Source organism: Monashia sp. NPDC004114 (genome assembly GCF_053603855.1).
The window spans coordinates 22,587-48,864 of the sequence record NZ_JBSGGK010000026.1 but is presented as its reverse complement, the minus strand read 5'-3'; the positions used below and the strand labels follow the sequence as shown (position 1 = coordinate 48,864).

The window sequence follows — 26,278 nt, the reverse complement described above, 5'->3', positions numbered from 1 at the left end:
CGCGACCGCCGTGAGGGGTTGCCTGCCGGCCGGTCGTGGGTGACCTCGTGGGACCTCACCGAGGCTCGTCGCGGTCGTGAGGGGGATGTAACGGCGGCTTTACGGCGGTCCGCAAGGGGTGCAACACGGCATACCTAGCGTGGTCGCCACGCTCCCGAGAGCGATCCCCGAGCCCCACCGCCCCGAGGAGGACACCCCCGTGAGCACGACCACCGGAAGCTCCACCGGCAGTTCCGCCGCCACGACCGCCGCGACCGCCGCGACCGCCGCGACCGACCTCGCGACCGAACCCCCGACCAACCCCACGGCCCCGTCCAGCGCGACACTCGCCCCGCCACGGCCGAACCGGTTCCGCGAGCTCACCGCTCCACGCACCAAGGTGGTTCGCGACTGGGACCCCGAGGACACGGCCGCCTGGGAGGCGGGCAACAAGCAGGTCGCGCGCCGCAACCTGGTCTGGTCCGTCGCGACCGAGCACATCGGCTTCTCGATCTGGTCCATCTGGTCGGTCATGGTCCTGTTCATGCCCCAGGCCGTGTACGGGTTCACGGCCGCCGACAAGTTCGTCCTCGTCGCCGTCCCGACGCTCGTCGGCGCGGTGCTGCGGGTGCCGTACACGATGGCCACGGCGTTCTTCGGCGGCCGCAACTGGGCGATCGTCAGCGGAGTCGCGCTCCTCGTGCCGACGCTGCTGACCTGGTGGCTCATGGTCAACCCGGGCCACTCTCTGACGACGTTCCTCGTCGTCGCGGCCCTGGCCGGGCTCGGCGGCGGCAACTTCGCCTCGTCGATGACGAACATCAACGCCTTCTATCCCCAGCGGATGAAGGGCTGGGCCCTCGGGCTCAACGCCGGCGGTGGCAACATCGGAGTGCCCGTCATCCAGCTGGTCGGCCTTCTCGTCATCGCGACGCTCGGCAACCGGCGACCCGAGGTCGTCTGCGCCGTCTACCTCGTCCTGCTCGTCGTGGCGAGCATCGGCGCCGCGATCTTCATGGATAACCTCGACCACCAGACGGCGAACCCGAAGGCGATGCTCGAGGTGCTGCGCCACGGGGACTCCTGGGCGATCTCGCTGCTCTACATCGGCACGTTCGGGTCGTTCATCGGCTTCGGTTTCGCCTTCGGCCAGGTGCTGAACCAGACCTTCCTCGCCGGTATGACCGGTGGCGCGACCCCGACGGCCGCGCAGACCTCCGCTGCGGCGCTGCACGCTGCCCAGATCGCCTTCATCGGGCCCCTGCTCGGCTCGGTGAGCCGGGTGTGGGGTGGGCGGCTGGCCGACCGGCGCGGGGGGGCGCGGGTGACGCTCTGGACCTTCGTGGGCCTGGCTGTCGCAGGCGTTCTCGTGACGCTGGCCGCGCGCTCGGACGAGGTCACGCCCGGAGCCGCGACCGGCCTTCAGCTGACCGGTCTTATCGGCGGGTTCGTCCTGCTGTTCGTCCTGTCCGGCGTCGGCAACGGCTCGGTCTACAAGCTGATCCCGGTGCTCTTCGAGGCGAAGTCCGCCACGATCCCCGGCCCGGACATCGAGCGGACAGCGTGGTCCCGCTCGATGTCCGGCGCGCTCATCGGGATCGCCGGGGCGATCGGTGCACTGGGCGGCGTCCTCATCAACCTCGGGCTGCGCGCCTCCTACCAGGGTGAGAGCCACTCGGCGACGGCCGCCTTCGTCGTCTTCACGCTCTTCTACGTCGGCGCGGCGGCTCTGACCCGGATCCGGTTCCGATGACGGTGACCACCCCCGACCTGAGGGCCCCCGCCGAACGCGCCGGCCGAAGGGAGGCCGGCCGAAGGGAGGCCGGCCCTGAGGGCGTCGAAACCCACTGTGCCTACTGCGGCCTCCAGTGCGCGATGACCCTTTCGGGCACCAGCGCCGAGACGCTGACGGTGAGCCCACGGCGATTCCCGACGAACCGGGGCGGGCTGTGCCAGAAGGGCTGGACCAGCGCCGAGCTGCTGCGCACACCGCGGCGGTTGACCACCCCGCTGGTCCGGCGCGACGGCGAGCTGCACCCGGCGTCGTGGGACGAGACCCTCGACGTGGTGGCTGACGCGATCGTCCGCACGCAGGCGGCATACGGGCGGGATGCCGTCGCCGTCTTCGGCGGGGGTGGTCTCACGAACGAAAAGGCTTACCAGCTGGGCAAGTTCGCGCGTGCCGTGCTCCGCACGTCACAGATCGACTACAACGGCCGTTGGTGCATGAGCTCGGCTGCCGCGGCCGGGATCAGGTGCTTCGGGCTCGACCGCGGGCTTCCGTTCCCGGTGACGGACATCGGCTCGGCTCACGCGGTCCTGCTGCTCGGCGCAAACCCCGCCGAGACGATGCCGCCGTTCCTCACCCACCTGCTGCGCGCCGCTGACGGCGGGGGCCTGATGGTCGCCGACCCGCGGCTCACGCCGACGGCCGCGAAGGCGGTCGACGGTGGGGGCCTGCACCTGCAGCTCCGACCGGGGACCGACGCGGCCCTGGCCCTCGGCATGGTGCACCTCGCAGTAACGGAGGGATATGCCGACCGGGCCTTCATCGCCTCTCGTACCAGCGGGTTCGACGAATTCTGGCCCGTCGCTGCGCAGTGGCTGCCCGAGCGGGTCGAGCGCGTCACCGGCGTCGCCGCGACAACGCTGCGCGCCGCCGTCCGCTCCCTCGCGCGGGCCCGCGACACCGAGCGGGGCGCGTACGTCCTCAGCGCCCGCGGCAGCGAGCAGCACGCGAGTGGCACGGACATGGTCACTGCCTTCATCGCCCTGGCCCTCGCGCTCGGCCTGCCAGGCAACCCCGGCACGGGCTTCGGCACCATCACGGGACAAGGCAACGGGCAGGGCGGCCGCGAGCACGGGCAGAAAGCCGACCAGCTGCCCGGCTACCGCCCGATCGACGACCCCGCCGCGCGGGAGCACGTCGCGGCGGTCTGGGGGGTCGAGGCCGACGACCTGCCCGGCCCCGGCCGCAGCGCCTTCGAGCTGCTCACGTCGCTCGGGACCGACGCAGGGCCACGGGTGCTGCTCGTGCACGGCTCCAACCCGGTCGTGTCGGCGCCGGACGCCGCAGTCGTCTCCGAGCGCCTGGCCGGCCTCGACCTGCTGGTCGTCTCCGACTTCGTGATGTCGGAGACGGCCGCGGTCGCCGATGTCGTGCTCCCGGTCCTGCAGTGGGCCGAGGAGGAGGGCACGCTGACCAACCTCGAAGGACGCGTGCTGCGGCGCCGCCGGGCCCTTGCCCCGCCGGCCGGGTGCCGCGGGGAGCTGGAGATCTGGGCCGAGCTCGCGCGCCGCGTCGGCTCCTCCGTCTCGCTGTCGACGAACCCGCGCGAGGTCTTCGACGAGCTGCGGCGCGCCTCCGCCGGCGGTCCGGCCGACTACTCGGCGATCACGTGGGACCGGCTCGATGCCGGCGAGGCGCTGCACTGGCCGTGCACCCCGGCCCGGCCCGAGGGCAGCCCGCGACTCTTCCTCGACCGGTTCGCCACTCCCGACGGACGTGCCCGGTTCGTCCCGGTGGACCACGTGGGTCCGGCTGAGACCGATGATGCCGACTTTCCCCTGGTGGCCACGACCGGCCGGGTGCTGCAGCACTACCAGTCCGGGGCTCAGACGCGCCTCGTCGACGAGCTCATCAGGTCCGCGGGCGACATGTTCGTCCAGGTCCATCCCGACACCGCGGCCCGCCACGGTCTTCGCGAAGGCCAGCTCGCCGACGTGGTCAGCCGCCGCGGCTGCACCCGCGCGGCCGTCCGCCTCGACGAGGACATGCGTCCCGATGTCGTCTTCCTGCCGTTCCACTGGTCCGGGGACGCCCGCGCCAACTCCGTGACCCACGCCGCGCTCGACCCCACCAGCCGTATGCCGGAGTTCAAGGCATGCGCCGTCCGCCTGGAGGCCGCACCGTGACCGACATCCAGTCCCCGCCGGGGGCGCCCCGCGTGCGGCGCGTCCTCGTCGTCGGCAACGGCATGGCCGGTGCCCGGCTTGCGGAGGAGCTGCGCCAGCGCGACCCGGAGGCACGGCGTTTCGCCGTGACCGTCGTCGGCGAGGAGCCCCACCCGGCATACAACCGGGTCCTGCTCTCGAACGTCATTGCCGGCGCCATCGCCCCGCGCGAGACGCGCCTGCGGCCCGACGGGTGGTGGGCCACGCGGCGCATCGACGTCGTCACCGGCACCAGGGTCACCGCCGTGGACCCCGACCGCCGCACCGCCACGCTGGCACCCTCCCCCTCCCCCTCCGGCTCCGCCCCCGGGGCGGACGCGGCGTTCCCCGCCGAGGAGCCCGGAGGTATGCCGGGTAGCGCGGTCGTCACGTGGGACGAGCTGGTCTTCGCCACCGGGTCGACGCCGTTCGTCCCGCCGATCGCCGGCACGGACGAGCAGGCCGGGTCGGACGGGGTCGTCGCGTTCCGCACGGTCGATGACTGCCGTCGCATCCTCGAGGTCGCCGAGTCGGCCACGACCGCTGTGGTCATCGGCGGCGGCCTCCTCGGGCTGGAGGCCGCCCGAGGTCTGCTCGCCAAGGGACTGGCGGTGACGGTGGTGCACCCGGCGGACTTCCCCATGGAGCGCCAGCTCGACGCCGACGGTGGAGCGGTGCTCGCACGGGTGGTCAGAGAGCTCGGAGCACGCCTGGTCCTCGGCCGGTTCGTCAGCGAGCGTCGCCGCGCCACGGACGGGTCCCCCGCTGTGGTCCTCGACGACGGCACGTCGCTGCCCGCGGATCTCGTCGTGTTGTCGGCCGGGGTGCGTCCTCGCGTCGACCTGGCGCGTGCGGCGGGCGTCGTGGTCGACCGGGCCATCGTGGTCGACGACCGCCTGGCGACGTCGGTACCGCACGTCCACGCCATCGGCGAGTGCGCCCAGCACCGTGGAGAGGTGCCTGGCCTGGTCCAGCCCGGATGGGACCAGGCACGGGTGCTGGCCGACGTGCTCGCCGGCGATCTCGACGCCACCTACGGGGGCACGAGCGTCCTGACCCGGCTCAAGGCCCACGACATCGACCTGGCGAGCATGGGGTCGGTCGCCGTGGACGTGCACGATCCGGAGCACGAGGTGCTGGCATTCACCGATCCCAGCCGGGGCCGCTACGCCAAGCTCGTCCTGCGCTCCGACCGGGTCGTGGGAGCGATCCTGCTCGGGGTCGGCGACGCAGCCGGCCCCCTGACTCAGCTCTACGACACGGGATCGGTCGTCCCGCGCGACCGTCTGGCTCTGCTGCTCGGCCGAGCCGTGGCCCGCGCCGGAGCATCCGACACGGCCAACCTCGCCGAGATGCCCGGCAGCGTGGTCATCTGCCGGTGCAACACGGTCACCAAGTCGGCGATCGTCGGAGCCTACCGAGCCGGGGCCGAGACGGTCAGCGCCGTCGCCGACGCGACCCGCGCCACGACGGGGTGCGGCTCGTGCACGAACGCCGTCGAGGGGATCTGCTCCTGGCTGCGTTCATCCGATCCGGACAGTCGCGCACCCGATGGCACTGTCCCCCAGGCGAACTCGCCCGCCCTGCCCTCCAGGACACCGCTGTCTGCCCCCGCCGCACTCGCCCCGCCGGTGGGCGCCCCGATCGAAGGAGCAGCCTGATGACTGCACCCACCGCCGACACCAGCACCGGTCGAACCGCCACCCGCACCGCGGTCGTCGTCGGCCACGGCATGGTCGGCCACCGGTTCGTCGAGGCCCTGCGCTCGCGCGACGCGGACAGCACGTGGAAGGTCGTCGTGCTCGCGGAGGAGGCGGAAGCGGCATACGACCGGGTTGGGCTCTCGTCCTACGTCGGCTCGTGGGACCGCGCGGCGCTGGCACTGGCGAACAACACGTATGCCGGCGACGACCTCGTCGACCTGCGGCTCGGCACGCGAGCGGAGCAGGTCGACCGCGCGACTCGGACCGTGACGACGAGCACCGGCGAGAAGGTCGGCTACGACGCGCTCGTGCTGGCCACAGGGTCGTACCCGTTCGTGCCGCCTGTGCCGGGGCACGACGCCGAAGGCTGCTTCGTCTACCGGACCCTCGACGACCTGGACGGCATCCGGACCCGCGCCGAGGAGGCCATCGCCCGGGCACGAGCGGAGGGACGCGAAGCGAACGGCCTCGTTGTCGGCGGAGGGCTGCTCGGCCTCGAGGCAGCCAACGCGCTGCGGGCGCTGGGTCTCACGCCGCACGTGGTCGAGTTCGCACCGCGGCTCATGCCGCTCCAGGTGGACGAGGGTGGTGGCGCAGTCCTGGCGCGCCTCATCGGTGCTCTCGGCGTGCAGGTCCACATCGGCACCGGGACCAGCTCGATCGCGCCACAGGACGACGGTCGCCTGGCCGTCGAGCTGTCCGACGGCACAGCGCTGCTCACCGACCTCGTCGTCTTCTCCGCAGGAGTCCGTCCCGCCGACGCAGTTGCACGTGCGGCTGGTCTCGAGGTCGGCGCCCGCGGAGGCGTCGTCACCGACACGGCCTGCCGCACGAGCGACGAGTCCGTCTGGGCCGTCGGCGAAGTCGCCGCGGTCGAGGGCCACTGCTACGGGCTCGTCGCACCCGGCTACACGATGGCCGAGGTCGTAGCCGACCGGCTGCTCGGCGGCGAGGCCACCTTCCCCGGCGCGGACCTGTCGACGAAGCTCAAGCTGCTCGGCGTCGACGTCGCGTCCTTCGGCGACGCGACGGGCACGACCCCGGGCGCGCTCGAGATCGTCCACACCGACGCGACGAAGGGCACCTACGCCAAGCTCGTGCTGAGCGACGACGCGAGGACCCTGCTCGGCGCCATCCTGGTCGGCGACGCGACGGCATACACGACGCTCAAGGCGTATGTGGGGCGTGAGGTGCCCGGCGACCCAGCCACGCTGATCTCTCCCGCGGGCTCCGACCTCGGTGCTGACGCGCTGCCGGACGATGCGGTCATCTGCTCGTGCAACAACGTCACGAAGGGCTCGATCTGCGGCGCCATCGGCGAGGGCGCGTGCGACCTGGCGGCTATCAAGGGGTGCACGAACGCCGGCACGACCTGCGGAGGCTGTCTCCCCACAGTCAAGAAGCTCCTCGTCGACTCGGGTGTCGAGCTGTCGAAGGCCCTCTGCGAGCACTTCGAGCAGAGTCGCGCCGAGCTCTTCGAGATCGTCGCATCGACCGGGATCCGGGCCTTCTCCGAGCTGGTCAGCCGCTACGGCACCGGCACCGGGTGCGAGATCTGCAAGCCCACCATCGCCTCGATCCTCGCGTCGACGAGCAGCGACCACATCCTCGACGGCGAGCAGGCGGCACTGCAGGACAGCAACGACCACTTCCTCGCGAACATCCAGCGGAACGGCACCTACTCGGTCGTGCCCCGTATGCCGGGTGGCGAGGTGACGGCCGAGCAGCTCATCGAGATCGGCCAGATCGCAAGGGATTTCGGCCTCTATCTCAAGGTGACCGGGGGGCAGCGGATCGACATGTTCGGCGCCCGCGTCGAGCAGCTGCCGGCGATCTGGCGGCGCCTGGTCGACGTCGGCATGGAGTCGGGGCACGCGTACGGCAAGTCCCTGCGGACGGTGAAGTCGTGCGTCGGGTCGAGCTGGTGCCGCTACGGCGTCCAGGACTCGGTCGGGATGGCCGTAGACCTCGAGCGTCGCTACCGAGGTCTCCGGTCACCGCACAAGCTGAAACTCGGGGTGTCCGGCTGCGCCCGCGAGTGTGCCGAGGCCCGGGGCAAGGACGTCGGGGTGATCGCGACGGACAAGGGCTGGAACCTCTACGTCTGCGGGAACGGCGGCCAGACGCCCACGCACGCCGTGCTGCTCGCGAGCGACCTGGACGCGGACACGCTCGTGCGCTACATCGACCGGTTCCTCATGTTCTACGTCCGGACGGCCGACCGGCTGCAGCGGACGGCGCCGTGGCTGGAGTCGCTGGAGGGCGGTCTGGACCACCTGCGGGCCGTCGTCTGCGACGACTCGCTCGGGATCGCCGCTGACCTGGAGGCGGCGATGGCCCGTCACGTGGCCGGCTACCTGGACGAGTGGAAGTCGGTGCTCGACGACCCGGAGAAGCTCGCGCGGTTCGTGTCCTTCGTCAACGCACCCGACGAGCCCGACCCGACGATCGCCTTCGACACGTCCGGCCCGCGCACCGTGCCCGTCATGCTCGGCATGCCGACCACTAAGGTCCCGAGCCGAGCTCTGGCAGAAGGGAACTCACCATGACTACTCTCACTTCACCAGTGCAGCCGCGGGCCGTTGTCCGTCCGGGTGTGCTTCCTGCTCCCGGGGCCCGACGCTGGGTCGACGCCTGTCCGGTGCACACACTCGTGCCGGGACGCGGCGTCGCCGTGCTGCTGTCCGGCGGTGCCCAGGCAGCCGTGTTCCTCCTGCCGAACGGGATGATCTACGCGGTCGACAACATCGACCCGTATGCCGGCGCCGCCGTCCTGTCGCGTGGGCTCACCGGCGACCGCGCCGGCGAGCCCACGGTGGCCTCGCCCCTGCTCAAGCAGGTGTTCTCGATCCGCACCGGGGTGGCGCTCGACGACCCCTCGGTCGCCGTGACGACGTATGCCGTCCGCGTCCAGAGCGGTGTCGTGCGGGTCGGCGTCCCCCTCCCCGCCCCGTCGAGTGGCCTCCCCGCCACTGCTGCCCCGTGAGTCCTGAGCCGCATGAGACCGCGCGGCCACTCGACGAAGGGGTTCGGGGACCCGGTCCCACACCCCGATCGTCCGGATGCCCCCGGCCCCCTCCCCCTCCCCGTCGAGTGGCCGCTCCGTCTCAGCCGTCACTCGCCGCGAGGCCTACAAGGCGGCGCGAACCGCCTCGTCCACCGACGTGGTGGGCCGACCGAGAAGTCGGCTCAGGTCACCGGAGTCGGTGAACAGGGCACCCGCGCGGATGCCGCGGTCACCGTCGGCCAGCGCGGCGGCATACGGCCCCGGCAGACCCGCTGCGACCAGAGCGTCCGTGAGCTCTGCCTCCGACAGGTCCTGGTAGACGACCTCTCGCGCGCCTGCCCTGCTCACGGCAGAAGCAAGCTCAGCCATCGTGAACGACTCGTCGCCACCGAGCTCGTATGCCGCTCCCTCGTGCCCGTCGCCGGTGAGCACGGCCGCCGCAGCCGCGGCGAAGTCGGCTCGCGTGGCTGCGCTGACCCGGCCCTCACCCGCTGCCCCGAGCAGCACACCGCGTTCGACCAGTCCAGGCACCTGGCCGGTGTAGTTCTCCAGGTACCACGAGTTGCGAAGGAAAACGAAGGGGATGCCCGAGGCGGCGATGACCTCCTCGGTCTCCCGATGTTCCTGGGCCAGAACGAGATCCGAGGTCGGGGCATGCACGATGCTCGTGTAGGCCAGGAGTCGGACCCCCGCGCGCCTGGCAGCCGCGACGACGTTCCGGTGCTGGGCGACGCGGCGCCCGGTGTCAGTGCCGGACACGAGCAGCAGGCGGTCGACGCCGGCCAGGGCAGCGTCCAGAGAGTCCGCGTCGTCGTAGTCGGCTCGCCGCACGTCCACACCGCGCTCGGCCAGCTCGGCGAGAGACTCCGGGCGACGGGACGTGGCGACGATCTCGGTGGCGGGGGTGCCGGCATCGAGCAGCGCCTCGACGACCAGTCGGCCGAGGTGTCCGCTTGCGGCGGTGACGAGCAGGGTCATGAGGTCCTCCGTGGGAGTGTGATGGAAGGGACTGACCTCCCCAGCAACGACGGGTGCGAGGGCATACTTCCCATGAGTTAGTACCCACTTTGAAGTAAGGTACTGACGTGACAGTTAGTCAGAGCCTGCGACGCCACTTTCCTGACGGCGTCTTCGCTGCCGGTTGCCCCAGCCGGGTCGTGCTCGACCACGTGTCGAGCAAGTGGGGCACGCTGGTGCTCCTCGCCCTCGCGGAGGGCGACTCGCTCCGGTGGAGCGAGCTGCGCCGGCGCGCCGAGGGCGTCAGCGAGAAGATGCTCGCTCAGACGCTACGAACCCTCGAGGCCGACGGCCTGGTCGACCGCGACGCCCGGCCCGTCGTCCCGCCACATGTCGAGTACTCCCTGACTCCGCGGGGCCAGGAGCTCGCGGACCGCCTTGTCCCACTGATGGACTGGATCGCCGAGCATGCGCCCGCGATCCTCGACGACGCCCAGGCAAGGGCACCCCGCTGACCGGGGCCGGCGGGGCCTTCGGGGCGCCGACCGCGGGCGGCCGCTCACACGTTGAGGCGATAGCCGCGGCGCACGACCGTCTGCACGAGGTCGCGGTCGGGCAGGGCGGCGCGCAGCCGGCTCACGGCCATGTCGAGGGCGTGCTCGTTCTCGGCCTCGGGCAGCTCGTCGAGCAGACGCTCGCGGGTGCACACCGCTCCGGGGTCCGCCATCAGGGCCGCGAGCATCGCGCGCGGGCCTCTGGCGAGCGTCACGGTCTCGCCGCCGAACGTGACGACGCGACCGTGCACGCGCAGCGGCCCGAGCGCCGTCTGGACATCCTCGACGCCGTTCAGAGTCAGGTGCTCGACCACGGTGCGAATCAGCGCGCCCATCCGAAACCGTTCCGGCACAATCGGACTCACGCCCAGATCGAGCAGTGGGGCCGCCGTCACCGGGCCGACCGCGGCCGCAGTCACCCCGCAGCGCAGGGCGTCGACGAGCACGCCGTCCATGCCCAGCTGTGCCGCCGCCGAGACGAGCCCGTCGACCGCGGGCGCTGACGTGAACGTGACGACATCGACCTCCCTGGCGGCGACCGCCGCCACGAGCCGTCCCAGACGGCTCTCGTCGGTGGGCCGGACCCACCGGTAGGGCGCCACCGTCAGCACCTGCGCCCCGGCCGAGCGCAGCCGCTCGAGCTGCTCGACGTCCTCGAACCCGTGCAGCTGGACGGCAACCCGCTTGCCCACGACACCCGAATCCAGGGCGAGGCTCACCGTCGAGGCCGTCCGCTCGTCGTCGGCGATGCCGTCGTCGTCGTGCCCTGCGGCTCGGACGGCGCCGCGCGCCTTCGGACCACGCACGATGATGCGCGCCCGTTCGAGCGTGCGAGACAGGTCCTCCCCGAGGCCGGCAGCGTCAGCGCACTCCACCCAGCGCCGGAAGCCGTATGCCGTCGTGACGATGACGACGTCGGGCCGGCTCTCGATGATGGCTCGCGTGTCGCCGATGAGCACCTCGTCCTCGTCGATAGGGGCGATCCGCACGGCCGGAGCGTGGATCACCTCCGCGCCCCGGCGCACGAATGCGTCGATGAGGTCGCCCGACCGGCGGTCCGAGGTCACCGCGATCCGGAATCCCTCGAGCACGGGACCCGTCGTCTCGACCTTCGACCCATCGGGATCGGGGCCGCTCAGCTGCGCCGACCAGGCGGTCGTCGGGTGGTCCCGGTGGGGCCCGGAGCTCATGCACGGCCTCCTTCCGTCGTCGGCACGTGGCAACGCACGGCGTCGAGCGTCCAGCTCGTCGTTCCACAGTAGGCAGGGTGTGTTTCCGCGGCGTTTCGGCCAGGCGATGGGGTGGTAACGGCGTCCTCACCGTCGACGGGCAAAGGCGTGCGGCGGCCTCACCTGTCACAGTGCTGCCATGACCAGCGTGCCGGACGCGTCACCACCGCTACCTCCCGTCCTCGTCGCGTCCTCGCACGGGACGGCATCCCCCGACGGGCAGGCCGCCGTCGACGCGCTGGTGCGTGCCGTGGCCTCCCGGCGACCAGACCTGGACGTGGTGGCGGCCTTCGTCGACGTCCAGCAGCCCGACCCCGCGGCGGTGCTGCGCGCGCTGCCGGCCGGGCGGGCCGCGCGGCTGGTGCCGTTGCTGCTGTCCGCCGGCTACCACGTCTTCGTCGACCTCACCGAGGCCGCCGCTGCTGCCCCGGACGCGTCGGTGGCACCGGCCCTGGGCCCGGACGACCGGCTGGCGGAGCTGCTCCGTGCTCGGCTGGAGGCGTCCGGGCTGCGGGACGACGACATCGTCGTGCTCGGTGCGGCCGGGTCGTCCGAGCTGTCAGCCGTCGAGGACTGCCGGGTCATCGCGGTCACCCTCGGCCGCCTGGTCGAGCGCGCGGTGACCGTCGGCTTCTTGTCCGCCGCTCAGCCGAGGCTTGCGGACGCCGTTGCAGCACAACGCGTTCCGGGTCGCAGAGTCGTCGTGGCAACCTACCTCCTGGCGCCGGGCTACTTCGCCGACCAGGCTGCCGCATCCGGTGCCGACGTCGTCACGGCGCCCCTGCTCATGCCCGACGAGCCGCCCGCGCCCGAGCTCGTGGACATCGTCATCGAGCGCTACCTCGCGTGACCCGGCCTGTCGCCGCTCTTTCCGGTTCGAGGTATTTCGGTCGCGGTGTTAGTTCGTGCCATAAGGCGACGCATCACCTCGACCCGAATACCTCGAACGGGCGTGGCGGGGTGGGTGGGCAGGCGGGCGCGGACGGGTGGGACGGCATACTCGGGTGAGCTTCCGTCCACCATCGAACCGAGGATGTATGCCGCCCGGCCCCGCGCGCACGTACGTGACCCTTGCGGGTCCTGCGCGGGCGGAGGTCGAGGTCCGGCGGTCGCGGTTCGTCTGCGACGTCTCGCCGGCGACGTCCGAGGACGAGGCTCGTGCGCTCATCGAGTCGGTGCGGGCGGCGAGCCGCGACGCCCGGCATCACTGCACGGCATTCGTGCTCGGGCCAGATGGTGCGACGCAGCGCAGCAACGACGACGGTGAGCCATCCGGCACGGCGGGTGCGCCGATGCTCGAGGTGCTGCGGGGGCGCGCTCTCACCGACGTCGTCGCCGTGGTCACGCGCTGGTTCGGCGGGACCCTGCTCGGCACCGGTGGGCTGATCCGCGCCTACGGCGACTCGGTCACCGCCGCCCTCGACCGGTCCACACCACTGACCCGCACCCTGCGCGACGGGCTCGTCGTCGAGGTCGACCACGCGGCGGCTCCCCGCGTCGAACATGCGCTGCGAGGGCTGCCGGACGTGGACGTGCGCACGGTCGACTACCTCGCCGACGGCGTCCGGCTCGAGCTGGCGGCGGCGCCCGACGCGGCGGGTGCGGTGACCGGCGCGGTGGCGGCCCTGACGTCCGGACGGGGGCGGATCTCCAAAGGAGAGCCGAGCTGGGTCGACCTCCCCGGCTCGACCTGAAGCCAAACGTCCCGCCGGACACACCAAGTCCTGCACCGAGGCGGTCCGCCCGCACATCCGGCAGCATCCCGGGGAGCTTCATATGTCGGACGGGACGCCAGGCGCGTGGGTGGGCGCGGCATACGTCAAGATGGGTGCCATGGCCCTGCACCTCGCCTCGACCGACGCCGCCAACGAGCTGCTCGAACGCGACCCGCTCGCCCTCCTGCTCGGCATGCAGCTCGACCAGCAGATCCCGATGGAGAAGGCCTTCACCTCTCCGAGCGTGCTCGCCGAGCGCATGGGCGTTCCCGGGGGCGGCCGTCTCGACGCGGCGACGATCGCCGCCCTGCCGCCGGAGACCCTGCTCGAGTACTTCAAGACGCCGCCCGCACTGCACCGGTTCCCCGGCTCGATGGCGACCCGCACCCAGCAGCTCTGCCAGGCGCTGGTCGACGAGTGGGGTGGTGACGCTGCCAATGTCTGGGCCGGCGTGACCACGGGCGACGAGCTCGTGCGGCGGATCGGCAGCCTGCCCGGTTTCGGCGACCAGAAGGCAAAGATCTTCGCCGCGCTGCTCGCCAAGCGCTTCGGCGTCGCCCCGGAAGGGTGGCAGGAGGCGACCGGTGACTACGGCCAGCCCGGGCACCGCTCGATCGCCGACGTCGTCGACACGGATTCACGTCTCAAGGTCCGCGAGTACAAGAAGGCCAAGAAGGCAGAGGCCAAGCAGAACGCCTGAGCCGCAGGCACATTCGCCGATCAGTCGGCGAGGAAGGCGAGCAGGTCGGCCCGGGTCAGGATGCCGACGGGCTTGCCGTCGTCGATCACCAGAATTGCGTCGCTGGCCTGGAGCTCCTTGCGCGCGGCCGAGACCGGCGACCCGGCGCCGACGAGTGGGAGCCCCGGCTCCATGTGCTTCTCGACGGAGTCGGCGAGGTGCGCGCGGCCGGTGAAGAGCGCGTCGAGCAGGACTCGCTCGCTGACCGACCCGGCCACCTCGCCGGTCATGACGGGCGGCTCGGCCTTGACGACGGGCATCTGTGAGACGCCGTACTCCTGCAGGATGTGGACCGCGTCGCGGATCGTCTCGTTCGGGTGGGTGTGCACGAGCGCCGGCATATCGCCGGACTTGGTGCGCAGCACGTCCCCGACGGTCTGCTCGGTGTGGTCGGACAGGAAGCCGTACGAGTGCATCCAGTCGTCGTTGAAGATCTTCGACATGTAGCCGCGACCCGAGTCGGGCAGGAGCACGACGACGACGGCGTCCTCGGGGAGGTCCTTGGCCGCGCGGATCGCCGCGACGACCGCCATGCCGCAGGAGCCGCCGACGAGCAGGCCCTCCTCGCGCGCGAGCCGGCGGGTCATCGAGAAGGAGTCGGCGTCGGAGACCGCGATCACGTCGTCGACGACCGACGGGTCGTAGGCGCCCGGCCAGAAGTCCTCGCCGACGCCTTCGACGAGGTAGGGGCGACCGGTGCCGCCGGAGTACACCGAGCCTTCGGGGTCGGCCGCGATGTTGCGCACGGCGCCGCCGGAGACCTCCTTGAGGTACTTGCCCGTCCCGCTGATGGTGCCGCCGGTGCCGGCGCCCGCGACGAAGTGGGTCACCTTGCCGTCGGTGTCGCGCCAGATCTCGGGCCCGGTCGTGAGGTAATGGCTGTTGGGGCCCTCCGGGTTGTAGTACTGGTTGGGCTTCCAGGCTCCGTCGATCTCGCTGACCAGCCGGTCCGACACGGAGTAGTAGGAGTCTGGGTGGTCGGGCGCGACCGCGGTCGGGCAGACCACGACCTCCGCGCCATAGGCGCGCAGCACGTCACGCTTGTCCTGGCTCACCTTGTCGGGGCACACGAACACGCACTTGTACCCGCGGCGCTGGGCAACCAGCGCCAGGCCCACGCCGGTGTTGCCGCTCGTCGGCTCGACGATGGTGCCACCCGGCTCGAGCAGGCCGTCGCGCTCGGCCGCCTCGACCATACGCAGGGCGATCCGGTCCTTGACCGACCCACCTGGGTTGAAGTACTCGATCTTGGCCAGCACGGTGCATCTCACCCCGGCGTCGGTGACGACCGGGCCGAGCTTGACCAGGGGGGTGTTTCCTACGAGGTCCACGACGTTCTCTGCGTACTTCACCGCTCCATCCTAGGAGGGCCGTCCCAGCCCGTGAGACCGGCCCGATGAGCCCGCGAGCCGTATGCCGGGTGGCTCCGGCCGTGTGCCGCGGGTCCCGACGGGCCGTATGCCGCGGGTCCCGGCGGGCCGTGTGCCGGGTGGGCCGGGCGAGTCCCCACGCTCGTCGAGCGCCTTGACTGGATCGAACATGTGTTCGAACATGGAGGGGTGCCCGCAACCCGCATCCCGACCTCGACCCGCCGCCTGACGGCGCGGGGCGACGGGCGCGAGCATACGGTGAGGCAGCTGCAGGACCGCATCCACGGGATGCAGGAAGGGCTGCCCCGACACCCGGTCGCGACGCATCCGGCGCTGACCGGGCTCGTCGACCTGCGCACCGGCGGCGCGTACGAGGTGGACAGTGCAGGCCTGGCGCTGGCGCTCCTCGCGCAGCCGTCGCGCGAGGGCTCCTGGGTGGCCGTCGTCGGCGTTCGTGACTTCGGCGTCGAGGCCGCCGCGGAGCTCGGCATCGACCTGAGCAGGACCGTGCTCGTGCCCGACCCGGGCGACCTGTGGCTCGAGGCGACAGCCGCGCTCGTCGACGTCGTCACGATGGTCCTGCTGCGTCCGCCGGCCGGGGTGAGCGCACGCATCGCGAGCCGGGTCGCCGCCCGGCTGCGCAAGCGGTCCGCGGTGCTGGTGACCTGGGGCAGCTGGCCGGGCAGCGAGGCACGGCTGTCCGTGGAGACATCGGCGTGGACCGGGCTGGACCAGGGTCACGGCCGCCTGGACCGCCGTCGGATGGTGGTGGCGGTGAGCCGTGGCTCCGCGCCGGCGCAGCGGGTGGAGCTGGAGCTCGGCCCGAGCACCGGGCTTTCGCGGGTCGAGCCGCAGCCGGCGCTCGCCATGGTCCGCGAGGTGGGCTGACATGCGAGTGCTCGTGGTGTGGTGTCCCGACTGGGCGGTGGTCGCCAGTGTGGCCGACGGGGCCCTCGCCGGCGACGCCTCCCCCATGTCCAGGCCGGTCGCTGTGATGGCCCACAACGTCGTCGTGGCCTGCAACGAGGAGGCCCGGCAGAACGGCATACGACGGGGCATGCGGCGTAGGGACGCCCAGGCCCGGTGCCCCGAGCTCGTGCTCCTGCCGGACAACCCCGACCGCGACGCGCGCGCGTTCGAGCCGGTCCTGGCCGCGGTCGAGGAGCTCCGGCCCGGGGTCGCCCCGCTGCGGCCCGGGCTGCTCGCGATCCGCGCGCCGGGCCGGTTCTACGGCGGCGAGGAGAACGCCGCCGCGGTGATCGCAGAGCGCATCGTCGAGCTGGGCGTCTGGGATGTGCGCATCGGGGTCGCCGACGACCTGTTCACTGCGGAGCAGGCCGCCCGGCACGCGGAGGTCCAGGGCTGGCGGGTGGTGCCGGAAGGCGCCTCGGCCGCGTTCCTGCGCGACGTGCCGGTGAGCGTGATCGACGACGCCGATCTCGTCGGGCTGCTGCAACGCCTCGGCATCCGCACGCTCGGCAGCTTCGCGCAGCTGCCCGCCGGCGACGTGGTCGCCCGGTTCGGGGCCTACGGCGCGAAGGTGCACCGGCTCGCCCGCGGGGCCGACCGGGTCGAGCCTGCCGCTCGAGTGCCGCCCCCCGATCTCGTGGCGACCGTCAGCTTCGAGCCACCGCTGGCGTCCGTGGAGGCTGTCTGCTTCAGCGTCCGCCGCAGGGCCGAGCAGCTGGTGACCGACCTGCTGTCCCGCGGGCTGGTGTGCACTGCCGTCCGCATCGAGGCGGCAGGCGACGACACCCACGGCACGCTCCTGAGCGCCCGCACCTGGGTGCACTCACGCTGGTTCAGCGCCGCCGACCTGGTCGACCGGGTCCACTGGCAGCTCCAGGCTCAGCCCGACGGTCTGCTGGTCGGGGCGCCGGTGGGCCTCGTCCGGTTCATCCCCGAGACCGTCGAGCCGGTCGCCGCGCACGCGGAGGGCCTCTGGGGAGGCACCGACGAGCGGGTCGACCGTGGTGTGGCCCGTGTCCAGGCGCTGCTCGGCTACGACGCCGTGGTGACCCCCGTGCGGCAGGGCGGCCGGGCTCCCGCGGACCGCCAGCGGCTGGTGCCGTGGGGCGAGCGACCGACCGCGTTGCGCCCCGTCGACCAGCCCTGGCCCGGACAGATCCCGCCGCCCGCACCGAGCCGGGTCTTCAGCGAGCCCTGGGCGAGCGCCGTCGTCGACGAGTTGCGCCGGCCGGTGTCGGTGACTGACCGCGGGATGGTCACCGGGGAGCCGTCGCGCTTCCAGACCGGTGACGCGCCGGGGTGGCAGCGGGTGCACTCCTGGGCAGGCCCGTGGCCGGTGGACGAGCAGTGGTGGACCCAGGAGGGCGCCACCCGGACAGCGCGCTTCCAGATGGTGGGGGTTGACGGCCGGGCCTGGCTCATGCGCTGCTCAGGCGGGCAGTGGTGGACCGAGGCGGCATACGACTGATGGGCTGGAGCAACCCCGCGATCCCGTGGTCGCAGCTGGAGCGCAGGCTGTCGGCCGACCCGCGCCGCTACGGCCCGCCCGACGAGTGGCCCGGCTCGCGCAAGCGCAAGCCGTACCGCCCCAAGGACGAGCTATGCCGTCCGGATGGTCCGCTGACGCCGTATGCCGAGCTGCACTGCCACAGCAGCTTCTCCTTCCTCGACGGCGCCAGCGGGCCGGATGCCCTCGTCGAGGAGGCGGTCCGGCTCGGGCTCGAGGGAATCGCGCTCACCGACCACGACGGGTTCGCCGGTGCTCCGTTGTTCGCCGAGATCGCCCAGAAGTACGTCGGGATCAGGACCGTGTTCGGCGCCGAGCTGTCCTTGGGGCTGACGTCGCCGCAGAACGGCGTCCCCGATCCCGAGGGCAGCCACCTGCTCGTGCTCGCCGACGGGGTCGAGGGCTACCACCGGCTGGCTGCGGCGATCACCGACGCGCAGCTGCGCGGGGACGAGAAGGGCCGCCCCGTGTACGACCTCGACGAGCTGGCCGAGCGCGGCCGGGGTCATTGGGTGGTGCTCACCGGCTGCCGCAAGGGAGCGGTCAGGTCGGCTCTGCGCCGCTCACCGGGGGACGCCGCTGACGAGCTGGACCGGTTGACTTCGCTCTTCGGCCACGACCGGGTCGTGGTCGAGCTCATCGACCACGGCGGCCCGCGCGACCACGAGGACAACGACCTGCTGGCCGCCCTGGCCGACGTCCACGGGCTCCCGGTCGTCGCCACCAACAACGTCCACTACGCCACGCCGGACAGTCACAGGCTGGCCGCGGCGATGGCCGCCGTCCGGGCCCGGCGCAGCCTGGCCGAGATGGACGGCTGGCTCCCGCCCTGGGGTGCCGCCTGCCTGCGCACCGGGCAGGAGATGGCCGACCGGTTCGGCAGGTATCCCGGTGCCGTCGCGAGGTCTGTCGAGATCGCAGACGCCCTTGCCTTCGACCTGCAGAAGGCGACTCCGCGCCTGCCCAAGCTCGGCATCCCGCCGGGGCACACGCCCGCGACCTGGCTGCGGGTCCTGGTCGACCGTGGTTTCGAGGTCTACTACGCCGGGCGGCCGCACGAGCAGCGCGCCCGGGAGCGGATCGAGCACGAGCTGCGGATCATCGAGGAGAAGGACTTCTGCGGTTACTTCACGATCGTCCACGACATCGTCGAGTTCGCGCGTGGGCAGGGGATCCTCTGTCAGGGTCGCGGATCCGCAGCGAGCTCGGCGGTCTGCTACGCGCTCGGCGTGACCGCGATCGACTCGGTCTTCTACAACCTGCCGTTCGAGCGGTTCATCTCCCAGCATCGCGACGAGGAGCCGGACATCGACGTCGACTTCGACTCCGACCGTCGCGAGGAGGTGATCCAGTGGGTCTACGACCGCTACGGCCGTCACAACGCCGCCCAGGTCGCCAACGTCATCACCTACCGGCCGAAGATGGCCGTGCGCGACGCGGCCAAGGCGCTGGGATACTCCCCCGGCCAGCAGGATGCCTGGTCCAAGTCGATCGACAGCTGGACCGCGGTGGTGGCTGAGGGCAGCGACGGCGACCCGGGCGCGATCCCCGAGCCCGTGGTCGGGCTTGCCAACCAGCTCATGCGAGCACCGCGGCATCTGGGCATCCACTCCGGCGGCATGATCCTCACCGAGCGGCCGATCGGCGAGGTCTGCCCGATCGAGCGCGCCCGAATGGACAAGCGCACGGTCCTGCAGTGGGACAAGGACGCCTGCGAATGGATGGGCCTGGTCAAGTTCGACCTCCTCGGGCTGGGCATGCTCGGCGCGCTCAACCACATGACCGTGCTGGTCGGCGAGGAACTCGACGAGCACTGGACGCTCCAGTCACTGCCCAAGGAGGAGCCTGGTGTCTACGACATGCTCTGCCGGGCCGACTCGGTCGGAGTGTTCCAGGTGGAGAGCCGGGCCCAGATCGGGACCCTTCCGCGACTGCGCCCGCGAGAGTTCTACGACCTGGCCATCGAGATCGCGCTGATCCGCCCCGGCCCGATCCAAGGGGGCGCGGTCCACCCGTACATCCGGAGGGCCACCGGCCGCGAGGAGACCACCTACGCGCACCCCGACCTGATCCCGGTCCTGGAGCGCACCCGCGGCGTGCCGCTGTTCCAGGAGCAGCTCATGGAGATGGCGGTCGCGATCGGGGACTGCAGCCGCGACGATGCCGACCTGCTCCGACGGGCGATGGGTTCCAAGCGCGGCATCGAGCGCATCGAGACCATCAAGGAGAAGCTCTTCGAGGGCATGGCGAGGCGCGGCCTGGTCGGTGCGTCCGCCGAGCGGATCTACGTGCAGATCCTGTCCTTCGCCAACTTCGGCTTCGCCGAGAGCCACGCCCTCAGCTTTGCGCTGCTCGTCTATGCCAGCTCGTGGTTCAAGCTGCACTACCCCGCTGCGTTCCTCGCCGGGCTGCTGCGTGCCCAGCCGATGGGCTTCTACTCGCCGCAGTCCCTGGTCCAGGACGCTCGCCGACATGGGGTCCAGGTCCGCCGCCCCTGCATCGTGCACTCGGGCGCCCAGGCCGGTCTGGAGCGACTGGACCCGGCAGTCTGCTCGCCCACCGGGCTGGACGAGTGCATCGAGCAGGACCACCGCCCCACGGCCTACGACGACGCCGCTGCCGACCCGACGCTGACCCACCGCCGCGACGGGGCCTTCGCCGTCCGGCTCGGACTCGACGAGGTGCGTGGGATCGGCAAGGACGTGGCTGAGCGGATCGTCGCCGCGCGCGACGAGCGGCCGTTCACCGACATCGTTGACCTGTCCCGGCGGGCCCGGCTCGACTCCCGCCAGCTGGAGGCGCTGGCCACGGCGGGAGCGTTCGAGGTCTGGGAGCTCTCGCGCCGGGAGGCGCTGTGGGCGGCCGGGTTCACTGAACGACCGGACCAGCTGGCCGGCACCAGCGTCGCCGTCCCGGCGCCGATGCTGCCCGAGCTGGGCGACGTCGGGGCCACCCTGGCCGACCTCTGGGCGACGATGATCTCCCCCGACAGCCACCCGCTGCTGCACCTTCGCCCCACGCTGCGCGGCGCCGGGATCCGCAGCGTCGCCGACGTCTTCTCGGGCGAGTCCGAGCGGCGCGTGCACGTGTGCGGCCTCGTGACCCATCGGCAGCGACCCGGCACCGCCGGTGGCGTGACGTTCCTCAACCTCGAGGACGAGACGGGGATGCTCAACGTCATCTGCACCGAGGGAGTCTGGGCCCGCTATCGCAAGGTGGCCCGCACGGCGGCGTGCCTCGTGGTCCGCGGCCTGGTCGAGCGAAGCGACGGTGTCACCAACCTCTACGCCGACCAGATCACCTCGCTGGCCGCGATCAGCCCCACCGCCGAACAGGCCCTCGCTGCCCGGCATCACCCACGCAACTTCCAGTGACGGGCCACCTCAGTGACGCCGGACCCGACCGACCTCAACGAACCCTGCGACACGGCATACGGCCGCGTGACTGCAGGGCTCGTGGCGGTCCATCGGCCCGGTGGATGTGTCGTTCGCAGGGCTGGCGTCGGGGCTGTGCAGACCGGGCACGTCACGTCGGACCCGAGCGTTACCGTGGTGGCTCGACCGATCCGACCGGGAGGGGGACCCCTGCATGGGCCGCGCGCGGCGTGCACGCAAGATCGCCCAGTCAGCGGCATACGGCGGAGGTATGGGCGTTGCCGGCCTGGGTGTGCTGAGCCTGCTCGGGTACGGCCTGATCCGGGCCGAGGCCGTGCTCGCCCGGCGGATCGTCGGCCAGCAGTTCGACGGCGCCCCGGTCGACAGCGGCACATACGGCTCCGGGCCGGGTGAGCCGGTCCGGTTCGTCATGCTCGGCGACTCGACCGCACGCGGCATGGGTGCGGAGCATGCTCACCAGACCATCGGGGCGATCATCGCGAGCGGGGTCGCAGCCTTCAGCGGTCGCACGGTCGAGCTGACCAACGTTGCGGTCATCGGTGCCGAGTCGCCCGACCTGGACTCCCAGGTCGACCGCGCACTCGACCTCGTCCCCGCACCCGATGTCGCGGTCATCTCGATCGGCGCCAACGACGTCACCCATCGGATCGACAAGTCGATCGCCGTGCGCCACCTCGAGATGGCCGTGCGCACCCTGCGTGAGGCCGGCGCCGAGGTCGTCGTCGGCACCTGCCCCGATCTGGGCGCGATCCAGCCGGTGCCCCAGCCCCTGCGCTACCTGGCGCGCCGCTGGTCGCGAGACCTGGCTGCCGCCCAGACCGTCGCCGTCGTCGAGGCGGGCGGACGAGCCGTCTCGGTCGGCGACCTGCTCAGCGAGGCGTTCTCGGCCAACCCGTCCGTGATGTTCAGCGAGGACCGCTTCCACCCGAGCCCGGCCGGATACGCCCGCGTGGCCGCGGCGATGCTGCCGAGTGTCAGCGCCGCGCTCGACCTCTTCGGCGAGCGGAGCCACCCGACCGGGCCGAGCCTGCGCCGCGGCGAGAGTGTCGGCCCGGTCGCCGAGGCCGCGACCCGGGCCGTGGCCCAACCCGGCACGGAGGTGGCGCCGGCCGAGGTCGCAGGCCTCTCGCGCGGCGCCCAGGGCCGCTGGGCGGTGCTGCTGCACCGCATCCCGGCAGCGCCATGGGGCCTCGCCGGCCGGGAGGCTCCTGAGCGCCAGACAGCGGAGCCGACGCCGAGCCAGCCGACTCCAAGTCAGCCGACGCCGAGGGAGGCGTCGACAAGTGAGCCTTCGAGTGAGCCGACGCCGAGTGAGCCGACGCCGAGTGAGCCGACGCCGAGTGAGCCTTCGAGTGAGCCGACGCCGAGTGAGCCGACGCCGCGGCTTCCGCCGATCGGCTACCCCGCGGCGCCGGCGAGCTCGTCGAGCGCCACCGGCTCGACGAGCTCCACTGGGATCAGCTGACCTGCATCACCTGGTCGGCCGGCGGCGCCTTGATGCCGAGGTCCTCGTTCCACTTCGAGAAGTCGAGCTGGCCGGGGCTGCTGGTCGAGCCGGTGAAGCGGACGACCTCACCCTTGTCCTTGGAGACGTAGAGCGCGCCCTCGGTCTTGCCCTTCTTGTCATAGAGCACCCAGCAGTCGACGCCGTTGACGGTTTCCGATGCGACATCGGTGGCCAGCTGGTCCGGGGTCACCGCACCGAACGCCTTCTCCAGGAACGCCTTGAGGCTGAGGCTCTCGGCCATCGAGGAGGCCGACGTCGGAGCCTTGATGAACTTGTCCCCCGCCTTCTGGACGTTGGCCGGGGCGCCCTGCTTCTTCCAGAACGTCTGGTCGCCCTGGATGTAGACGGCGTCGGGCAGCGAGATGAGGCGGGCCTTGCCCTCACCCTCGAGCTCGATGGAGATGTCGGCGGTCTTGCCGTCGCTCGTGCCCTTGAAGTCGATCTTGATCGACTTGCCGTCCTGGTCGATGTCGCCGACGAAGGCGCCGGACGTCGCGGCGAGCGCGTTGTCCTTGGCCTTCTGGAGGATGTCGGACGCCTCGGGTGCCTCGGTGGAGGTCGGGGTCGATGCCGTGGAGGTCGACGCGGCAGGCGTCGACGTGGAAGCGGTCGAGGGCGTGTCGGACTTGGAGCACGCGGCTGCGCCGAGGCTGATCGCGAGCGCGCCCGTCAGCGCGACGATGCGCGTCGTCATGGTCTTCATGTGTGTGGAGTTCCCTGTTCGGATGGCGCCCGGGTGGTTCGGGCGGGCGGCGCTGGGCCGCGCCGGCAACCCGTACACCCTAACCGGCTCCGCGGAGACGGCGCTGGCGCCCAGGACGGTCCCCTGCTCAGCCGGCCGGCATACCGAAGGGAGCGCCGTATGCCGCAGGGTGCGGTGGTGCGGCAGGGTGGCGTAGGCCATACGCCGGGGAGTGTCGCTCGGCGCGAGGAGGACCTACCATCGAGGTTGACTGAGCAAGCGCTTAGTTGCTGCGCGCCGACGTGCGTGGCTGCCGACGTTGCCCCAGGAGATACCCCGTGACCGAAGCTGTCATCGTCTCGACCGCCCGTTCCCCCTTCGGGCGAGCGTTCAAGGGATCGCTCAAGGAGGTCCGCCCCGACGACCTTGCTGCCACGGTGATCCAGGCTGCGCTCGACAAGATCCCGGCGCTGGACAAGACCCTCGTGGAGGACATCTACCTCGGCTGCGCCGAGCCGTCCGGCAAGCATGGCGCCAACATGGCCAAGGTCGTGGCCACCCTGCTCGACCTCGACGACACGCCCGGTGCGACCATCAACCGCTTCTGCGCGTCCTCAGCCCAGACCACCCGAATGGCCTTCCACGCCATCAGGGCGGGCGAGGGCGACATCTTCGTCTCCGCGGGCGTCGAGTGCGTGTCGCAGTACATCGACTGGGCCGGTGCCGGCGGGGCGAAGGCCGACTCGCAGAACCCACGGTTCGCCGACGCTATGGCCCGCACCAAGCGCATCGCCGAGACCAACGAGACGTGGACGGACCCGCGCGCCGAGGGCAACCTGCCCGACATCTACATCGCGATGGGTCAGACCGCCGAGAACGTCGCCACGGCCTACGGCATCTCACGCGAGCGGCAGGACGAGTGGGGCGTGACCTCGCAGAACCGCGCCGAGGCGGCGATCCAGCGCGGCTTCTTCGACTGGGAGATCACGCCCATCACCACGCCGGACGGCACGGTCGTCAGCAAGGACGACGGACCCCGTGCCGGCGTCACCCTCGAGGCGGTCCAGGCGCTCAACCCCGTCTTCCGTGAGCAGGGCACGGTCACGGCCGGCAACTGCTGTCCCCTCAACGACGGCGCCGCGGCCCTCGTGGTCATGAGCGACACCAAGGCCAAGGAGCTGGGCCTGACGCCCCTCGCGCGCGTGGTGTCGACCGCCGCGACCGGCCTGTCTCCCGAGATCATGGGCCTCGGCCCGGTCGAGGCGACGAGCCTCGCGCTGAAGCGGGCGGGCATGTCCATCGGTGACATGGACCTCTATGAGATCAACGAGGCCTTCGCGGCGCAGGTCATCGGCTCGGCCGACCAGATCGGCATGGACTACGACAAGCTCAACGTCAACGGCGGCGCGATCGCCATCGGTCACCCGTTCGGCGCGACGGGCGCACGGATCACCGGCACGATCATCAACGCGCTGCGTGAGCGGGACCAGCAGTTCGGCCTCGAGACGATGTGCGTCGGCGGCGGCCAGGGCATGGCAGTCATCTTCGAGCGCCTCAGCTGACCCATCCGCCGCAGGCCCAACGTCGAGTGGCCCCGCGGTCACCGTCGAGTGGCCCCCTGGTCACGCCCCGAGCGCGTGACGACGGGGCCACTCGACGTATCCGGGCGTGACGACGGGGCCACTCGACGTATCCGGGCGTGACGACGGGGCCACTCGACCTAGAGGGAGCGGCGGAGGTCGGTGAGCAGGCGCGCCGCCTGGGTCGACTGCGCCGCCATCGCCGCCTCTGCCGACTCGGCGGGTCCGGCCGCGAAGACGTCGAAGACCATGACGGTCAGCTGGTCCATGACTGCTTCGGGCCCCAGCTCGGGAACGGGCACGGCGGCCCGGCCGCGCCGCTGGGCCCCGAGGTCAGCGAGCTGCTGCACGACGACCCGGACGGACGGCATACACGACAAAGCGTGGCCGAGCGGCAGCTGATGCCACCGCCCGACCACGCGTGAGAGCTCCTCCAAGACCTCCTGCGGAACAGGGGATCTCATCGGGTGGCTCAGTCGCGCAGACGCGCGAAGAGACGGAGGAACTCCACGTACAGCCACACGACCGACACGACGAGGCCGTGGGCGAGCAGCCAGGAGTACTTCTGCGGCGCGCCGAGCTTGACGGCGCGGTCGATCGAGTCGAAGTCGATCGCCAGGGAGTATGCCGCGAGGCCGACCCCGACGAGCGACAGGATGATGCCGAGGCCACCGCTGCCACCGAAGCCCCAGCCGGACAGGACGCCGGTCCACAGCAGGACGACCTGCAGCAGCGAGAACAGGCCGTACCCGACGATCGCGAAGAAGAACATGCGACGGGTGCGGTCGTTGACCTTGACGAACCCGGTTGCGTAGCCGACGTACATCGCGACGAACGTGCAGAAGGTCGCGAGGACGGCCATGAGGACGACGCCCTGATACTGGGCCATCGAGTTGATCGCCTGGCTGAGGGCGCCGAGGAAGGCCCCCTGGAGCGCGGCGTAGAGGACGAGCAGCGGCACCGAGACCGTCTTGCGGAACGCGATGACGAAGCCGAGGATCAGCGTGCAGACCATGCCGCCCATCCAGAGCGGCACCGACAGGGACGGGCTGTTGTCCACGGCGATCCACGATGCGGCGGCGACTCCGACCGTGACCACGAACAGACCCAGGCTCTTCATGATGACGTCATCGAGCGTGACCCGGCCGGTGTCGACGGGCCCGGCGCTCTGCCTGGCGTACATCTCGTTCAGCTGCTGCGCCGTCATGGTGTCCTGCGCGGCGTAGGACGACGTCGCGGCCTGCGTGGCCTGCTGGGGGTTGCCCTGCGGCGTGCCGAAACCGGCATACCGCTCCTTCTCAATCTGCTTGTTCAGCCGGTCGAAGACCGGGTTTCCACCTGCCATGTGAGTGTGCTCCTTGAGGCACCGGGCCACCGTTCGTGGCGACTGTCTCAACTGTAAGCGTTTGACCCACTGGCACCAGTTCCCGGGCACGCCGGTCATACTTGCCG

20 protein-coding genes are annotated in these 26,278 nt (G+C 71.6%); 14 read left to right on the top strand and 6 right to left on the bottom strand.

Annotation, left to right across the window (positions count from 1 at the left end; translation table 11 throughout):
- The first annotated feature begins 199 nt into the window (after positions 1–199).
- From ACWEOW_RS23175 to nirD, 5 genes are read left to right on the top strand one after another with little or no spacing between them, the layout of a single operon-like run.
- A complete protein-coding gene (locus ACWEOW_RS23175; protein WP_452271611.1) occupies positions 200–1,732 on the top strand; it encodes a nitrate/nitrite transporter in 1,533 nt (510 codons plus the stop codon).
- Positions 1,729–3,894: a molybdopterin oxidoreductase family protein gene (locus ACWEOW_RS23170; RefSeq protein WP_452271610.1), complete on the top strand. Its 2,166-nt coding sequence runs from the start codon at positions 1,729–1,731 to the stop codon at positions 3,892–3,894. Before ACWEOW_RS23175 ends, ACWEOW_RS23170 begins: the two co-directional genes overlap by 4 nt.
- Positions 3,891–5,573: an FAD-dependent oxidoreductase gene (locus ACWEOW_RS23165; RefSeq protein WP_452271609.1), complete on the top strand. Its 1,683-nt coding sequence runs from the start codon at positions 3,891–3,893 to the stop codon at positions 5,571–5,573. The genes ACWEOW_RS23170 and ACWEOW_RS23165 overlap by 4 nt, the downstream gene beginning before the upstream one ends.
- Positions 5,573–8,164 (top strand): nitrite reductase large subunit NirB, encoded by a 2,592-nt coding sequence (gene nirB, locus ACWEOW_RS23160; protein ID WP_452271608.1) that lies wholly within the window; start codon positions 5,573–5,575, stop codon positions 8,162–8,164. Before ACWEOW_RS23165 ends, nirB begins: the two co-directional genes overlap by 1 nt.
- Positions 8,161–8,601 (top strand): nitrite reductase small subunit NirD, encoded by a 441-nt coding sequence (gene nirD / locus ACWEOW_RS23155; protein WP_452271607.1) that lies wholly within the window; start codon positions 8,161–8,163, stop codon positions 8,599–8,601. The genes nirB and nirD overlap by 4 nt, the downstream gene beginning before the upstream one ends.
- Before the next feature lie 144 nt (positions 8,602–8,745).
- Here the strand turns inward: nirD and ACWEOW_RS23150 are convergent, their stop codons facing one another.
- On the bottom strand, positions 8,746–9,600 hold the full coding sequence (locus tag ACWEOW_RS23150; protein ID WP_452271606.1) for an SDR family oxidoreductase: 855 nt from the start codon (positions 9,598–9,600) through the stop codon (positions 8,746–8,748).
- A 107-nt stretch (positions 9,601–9,707) separates the two neighbouring features.
- Here ACWEOW_RS23150 and ACWEOW_RS23145 point away from each other — a divergent pair, with 107 nt between their 5' ends.
- Positions 9,708–10,094, top strand: a complete 387-nt coding sequence (locus tag ACWEOW_RS23145) for a winged helix-turn-helix transcriptional regulator (RefSeq protein WP_452271605.1) — start codon at positions 9,708–9,710, stop codon at positions 10,092–10,094.
- A 44-nt stretch (positions 10,095–10,138) separates the two neighbouring features.
- Here ACWEOW_RS23145 and ACWEOW_RS23140 read toward each other — a convergent pair whose 3' ends face one another.
- The gene (locus tag ACWEOW_RS23140; protein ID WP_452271604.1) at positions 10,139–11,323 is read right to left on the bottom strand and encodes a uroporphyrinogen-III synthase; all 1,185 of its coding nucleotides are present in this window, start codon (positions 11,321–11,323) and stop codon (positions 10,139–10,141) included.
- Positions 11,324–11,501: 178 nt separating this feature from the next.
- Here ACWEOW_RS23140 and ACWEOW_RS23135 point away from each other — a divergent pair, with 178 nt between their 5' ends.
- The 3 genes from ACWEOW_RS23135 to ACWEOW_RS23125 all read left to right on the top strand — a co-directional run bounded on the left by ACWEOW_RS23135 (position 11,502) and on the right by ACWEOW_RS23125 (position 13,777).
- Positions 11,502–12,212: a sirohydrochlorin chelatase gene (locus tag ACWEOW_RS23135; RefSeq protein ID WP_452271603.1), complete on the top strand. Its 711-nt coding sequence runs from the start codon at positions 11,502–11,504 to the stop codon at positions 12,210–12,212.
- 187 nt (positions 12,213–12,399) lie between these two features.
- Positions 12,400–13,056, top strand: a complete 657-nt coding sequence (locus ACWEOW_RS23130) for an IMPACT family protein (protein WP_452271602.1) — start codon at positions 12,400–12,402, stop codon at positions 13,054–13,056.
- 139 nt (positions 13,057–13,195) lie between these two features.
- Entirely contained in the window at positions 13,196–13,777 is a 582-nt protein-coding gene (locus ACWEOW_RS23125; RefSeq protein WP_452271630.1) for an HhH-GPD-type base excision DNA repair protein, read from the top strand.
- A 20-nt stretch (positions 13,778–13,797) separates the two neighbouring features.
- Here ACWEOW_RS23125 and ACWEOW_RS23120 read toward each other — a convergent pair whose 3' ends face one another.
- Entirely contained in the window at positions 13,798–15,168 is a 1,371-nt protein-coding gene (locus ACWEOW_RS23120; protein ID WP_452271601.1) for a cystathionine beta-synthase, read from the bottom strand.
- A gap of 207 nt (positions 15,169–15,375) precedes the next feature.
- On the opposite strand from ACWEOW_RS23120, the gene ACWEOW_RS23115 reads away from it, so the two are divergent.
- The 4 genes from ACWEOW_RS23115 (at position 15,376) to ACWEOW_RS23100 (ending at position 22,522) form a co-directional block, all read left to right on the top strand.
- Positions 15,376–16,074 carry a hypothetical protein gene (locus tag ACWEOW_RS23115; RefSeq protein WP_452271600.1) on the top strand — a complete coding sequence of 233 codons (699 nt, stop codon included), beginning with the start codon at positions 15,376–15,378 and terminating at the stop codon, positions 16,072–16,074.
- A 1-nt stretch (position 16,075) separates the two neighbouring features.
- Entirely contained in the window at positions 16,076–17,623 is a 1,548-nt protein-coding gene (locus tag ACWEOW_RS23110) for a DNA polymerase Y family protein (RefSeq protein WP_452271599.1), read from the top strand.
- Entirely contained in the window at positions 17,623–21,036 is a 3,414-nt protein-coding gene (locus ACWEOW_RS23105) for an error-prone DNA polymerase (protein ID WP_452271598.1), read from the top strand. Before ACWEOW_RS23110 ends, ACWEOW_RS23105 begins: the two co-directional genes overlap by 1 nt.
- A 214-nt stretch (positions 21,037–21,250) precedes the next feature.
- Positions 21,251–22,522, top strand: coding sequence for a GDSL-type esterase/lipase family protein (locus ACWEOW_RS23100; RefSeq protein WP_452271597.1), 1,272 nt, complete (start codon positions 21,251–21,253; stop codon positions 22,520–22,522).
- Here ACWEOW_RS23100 and ACWEOW_RS23095 read toward each other — a convergent pair.
- A complete protein-coding gene (locus ACWEOW_RS23095; protein ID WP_452271596.1) occupies positions 22,515–23,267 on the bottom strand; it encodes a hypothetical protein in 753 nt (250 codons plus the stop codon). The genes ACWEOW_RS23100 and ACWEOW_RS23095 overlap by 8 nt on opposite strands.
- 317 nt (positions 23,268–23,584) lie before the next feature.
- Here ACWEOW_RS23095 and ACWEOW_RS23090 point away from each other — a divergent pair, with 317 nt between their 5' ends.
- Positions 23,585–24,808, top strand: coding sequence for an acetyl-CoA C-acetyltransferase (locus ACWEOW_RS23090; protein WP_452271595.1), 1,224 nt, complete (start codon positions 23,585–23,587; stop codon positions 24,806–24,808).
- A 158-nt stretch (positions 24,809–24,966) separates the two neighbouring features.
- On the opposite strand, the gene ACWEOW_RS23085 is transcribed toward ACWEOW_RS23090, so the two are convergent.
- Both ACWEOW_RS23085 and ACWEOW_RS23080 read right to left on the bottom strand, forming a co-directional pair.
- The gene (locus ACWEOW_RS23085) at positions 24,967–25,197 is read right to left on the bottom strand and encodes a hypothetical protein (protein WP_452271594.1); all 231 of its coding nucleotides are present in this window, start codon (positions 25,195–25,197) and stop codon (positions 24,967–24,969) included.
- Between the two features lie 101 nt (positions 25,198–25,298).
- On the bottom strand, positions 25,299–26,171 hold the full coding sequence (locus ACWEOW_RS23080; RefSeq protein WP_452271593.1) for a Bax inhibitor-1/YccA family protein: 873 nt from the start codon (positions 26,169–26,171) through the stop codon (positions 25,299–25,301).
- Positions 26,172–26,278: the final 107 nt, after the last annotated feature.

Coding starts and splice junctions, on each gene's coding strand:
- ACWEOW_RS23170 (WP_452271610.1), top strand. CDS start 1,729: ATGACGGTGACCACCCCCGACCTGAGGGCCCCCGCCGAACGCGCCGGC.
- nirB (WP_452271608.1), top strand. CDS start 5,573: ATGACTGCACCCACCGCCGACACCAGCACCGGTCGAACCGCCACCCGC.
- nirD (WP_452271607.1), top strand. CDS start 8,161: ATGACTACTCTCACTTCACCAGTGCAGCCGCGGGCCGTTGTCCGTCCG.
- ACWEOW_RS23150 (WP_452271606.1), bottom strand. CDS start 9,600: ATGACCCTGCTCGTCACCGCCGCAAGCGGACACCTCGGCCGACTGGTC.
- ACWEOW_RS23140 (WP_452271604.1), bottom strand. CDS start 11,323: ATGAGCTCCGGGCCCCACCGGGACCACCCGACGACCGCCTGGTCGGCG.
- ACWEOW_RS23135 (WP_452271603.1), top strand. CDS start 11,502: ATGACCAGCGTGCCGGACGCGTCACCACCGCTACCTCCCGTCCTCGTC.
- ACWEOW_RS23130 (WP_452271602.1), top strand. CDS start 12,400: ATGCCGCCCGGCCCCGCGCGCACGTACGTGACCCTTGCGGGTCCTGCG.
- ACWEOW_RS23125 (WP_452271630.1), top strand. CDS start 13,196: ATGGCCCTGCACCTCGCCTCGACCGACGCCGCCAACGAGCTGCTCGAA.
- ACWEOW_RS23110 (WP_452271599.1), top strand. CDS start 16,076: ATGCGAGTGCTCGTGGTGTGGTGTCCCGACTGGGCGGTGGTCGCCAGT.
- ACWEOW_RS23105 (WP_452271598.1), top strand. CDS start 17,623: ATGGGCTGGAGCAACCCCGCGATCCCGTGGTCGCAGCTGGAGCGCAGG.
- ACWEOW_RS23100 (WP_452271597.1), top strand. CDS start 21,251: ATGGGCCGCGCGCGGCGTGCACGCAAGATCGCCCAGTCAGCGGCATAC.
- ACWEOW_RS23095 (WP_452271596.1), bottom strand. CDS start 23,267: ATGAAGACCATGACGACGCGCATCGTCGCGCTGACGGGCGCGCTCGCG.
- ACWEOW_RS23085 (WP_452271594.1), bottom strand. CDS start 25,197: ATGCCGTCCGTCCGGGTCGTCGTGCAGCAGCTCGCTGACCTCGGGGCC.
- ACWEOW_RS23080 (WP_452271593.1), bottom strand. CDS start 26,171: ATGGCAGGTGGAAACCCGGTCTTCGACCGGCTGAACAAGCAGATTGAG.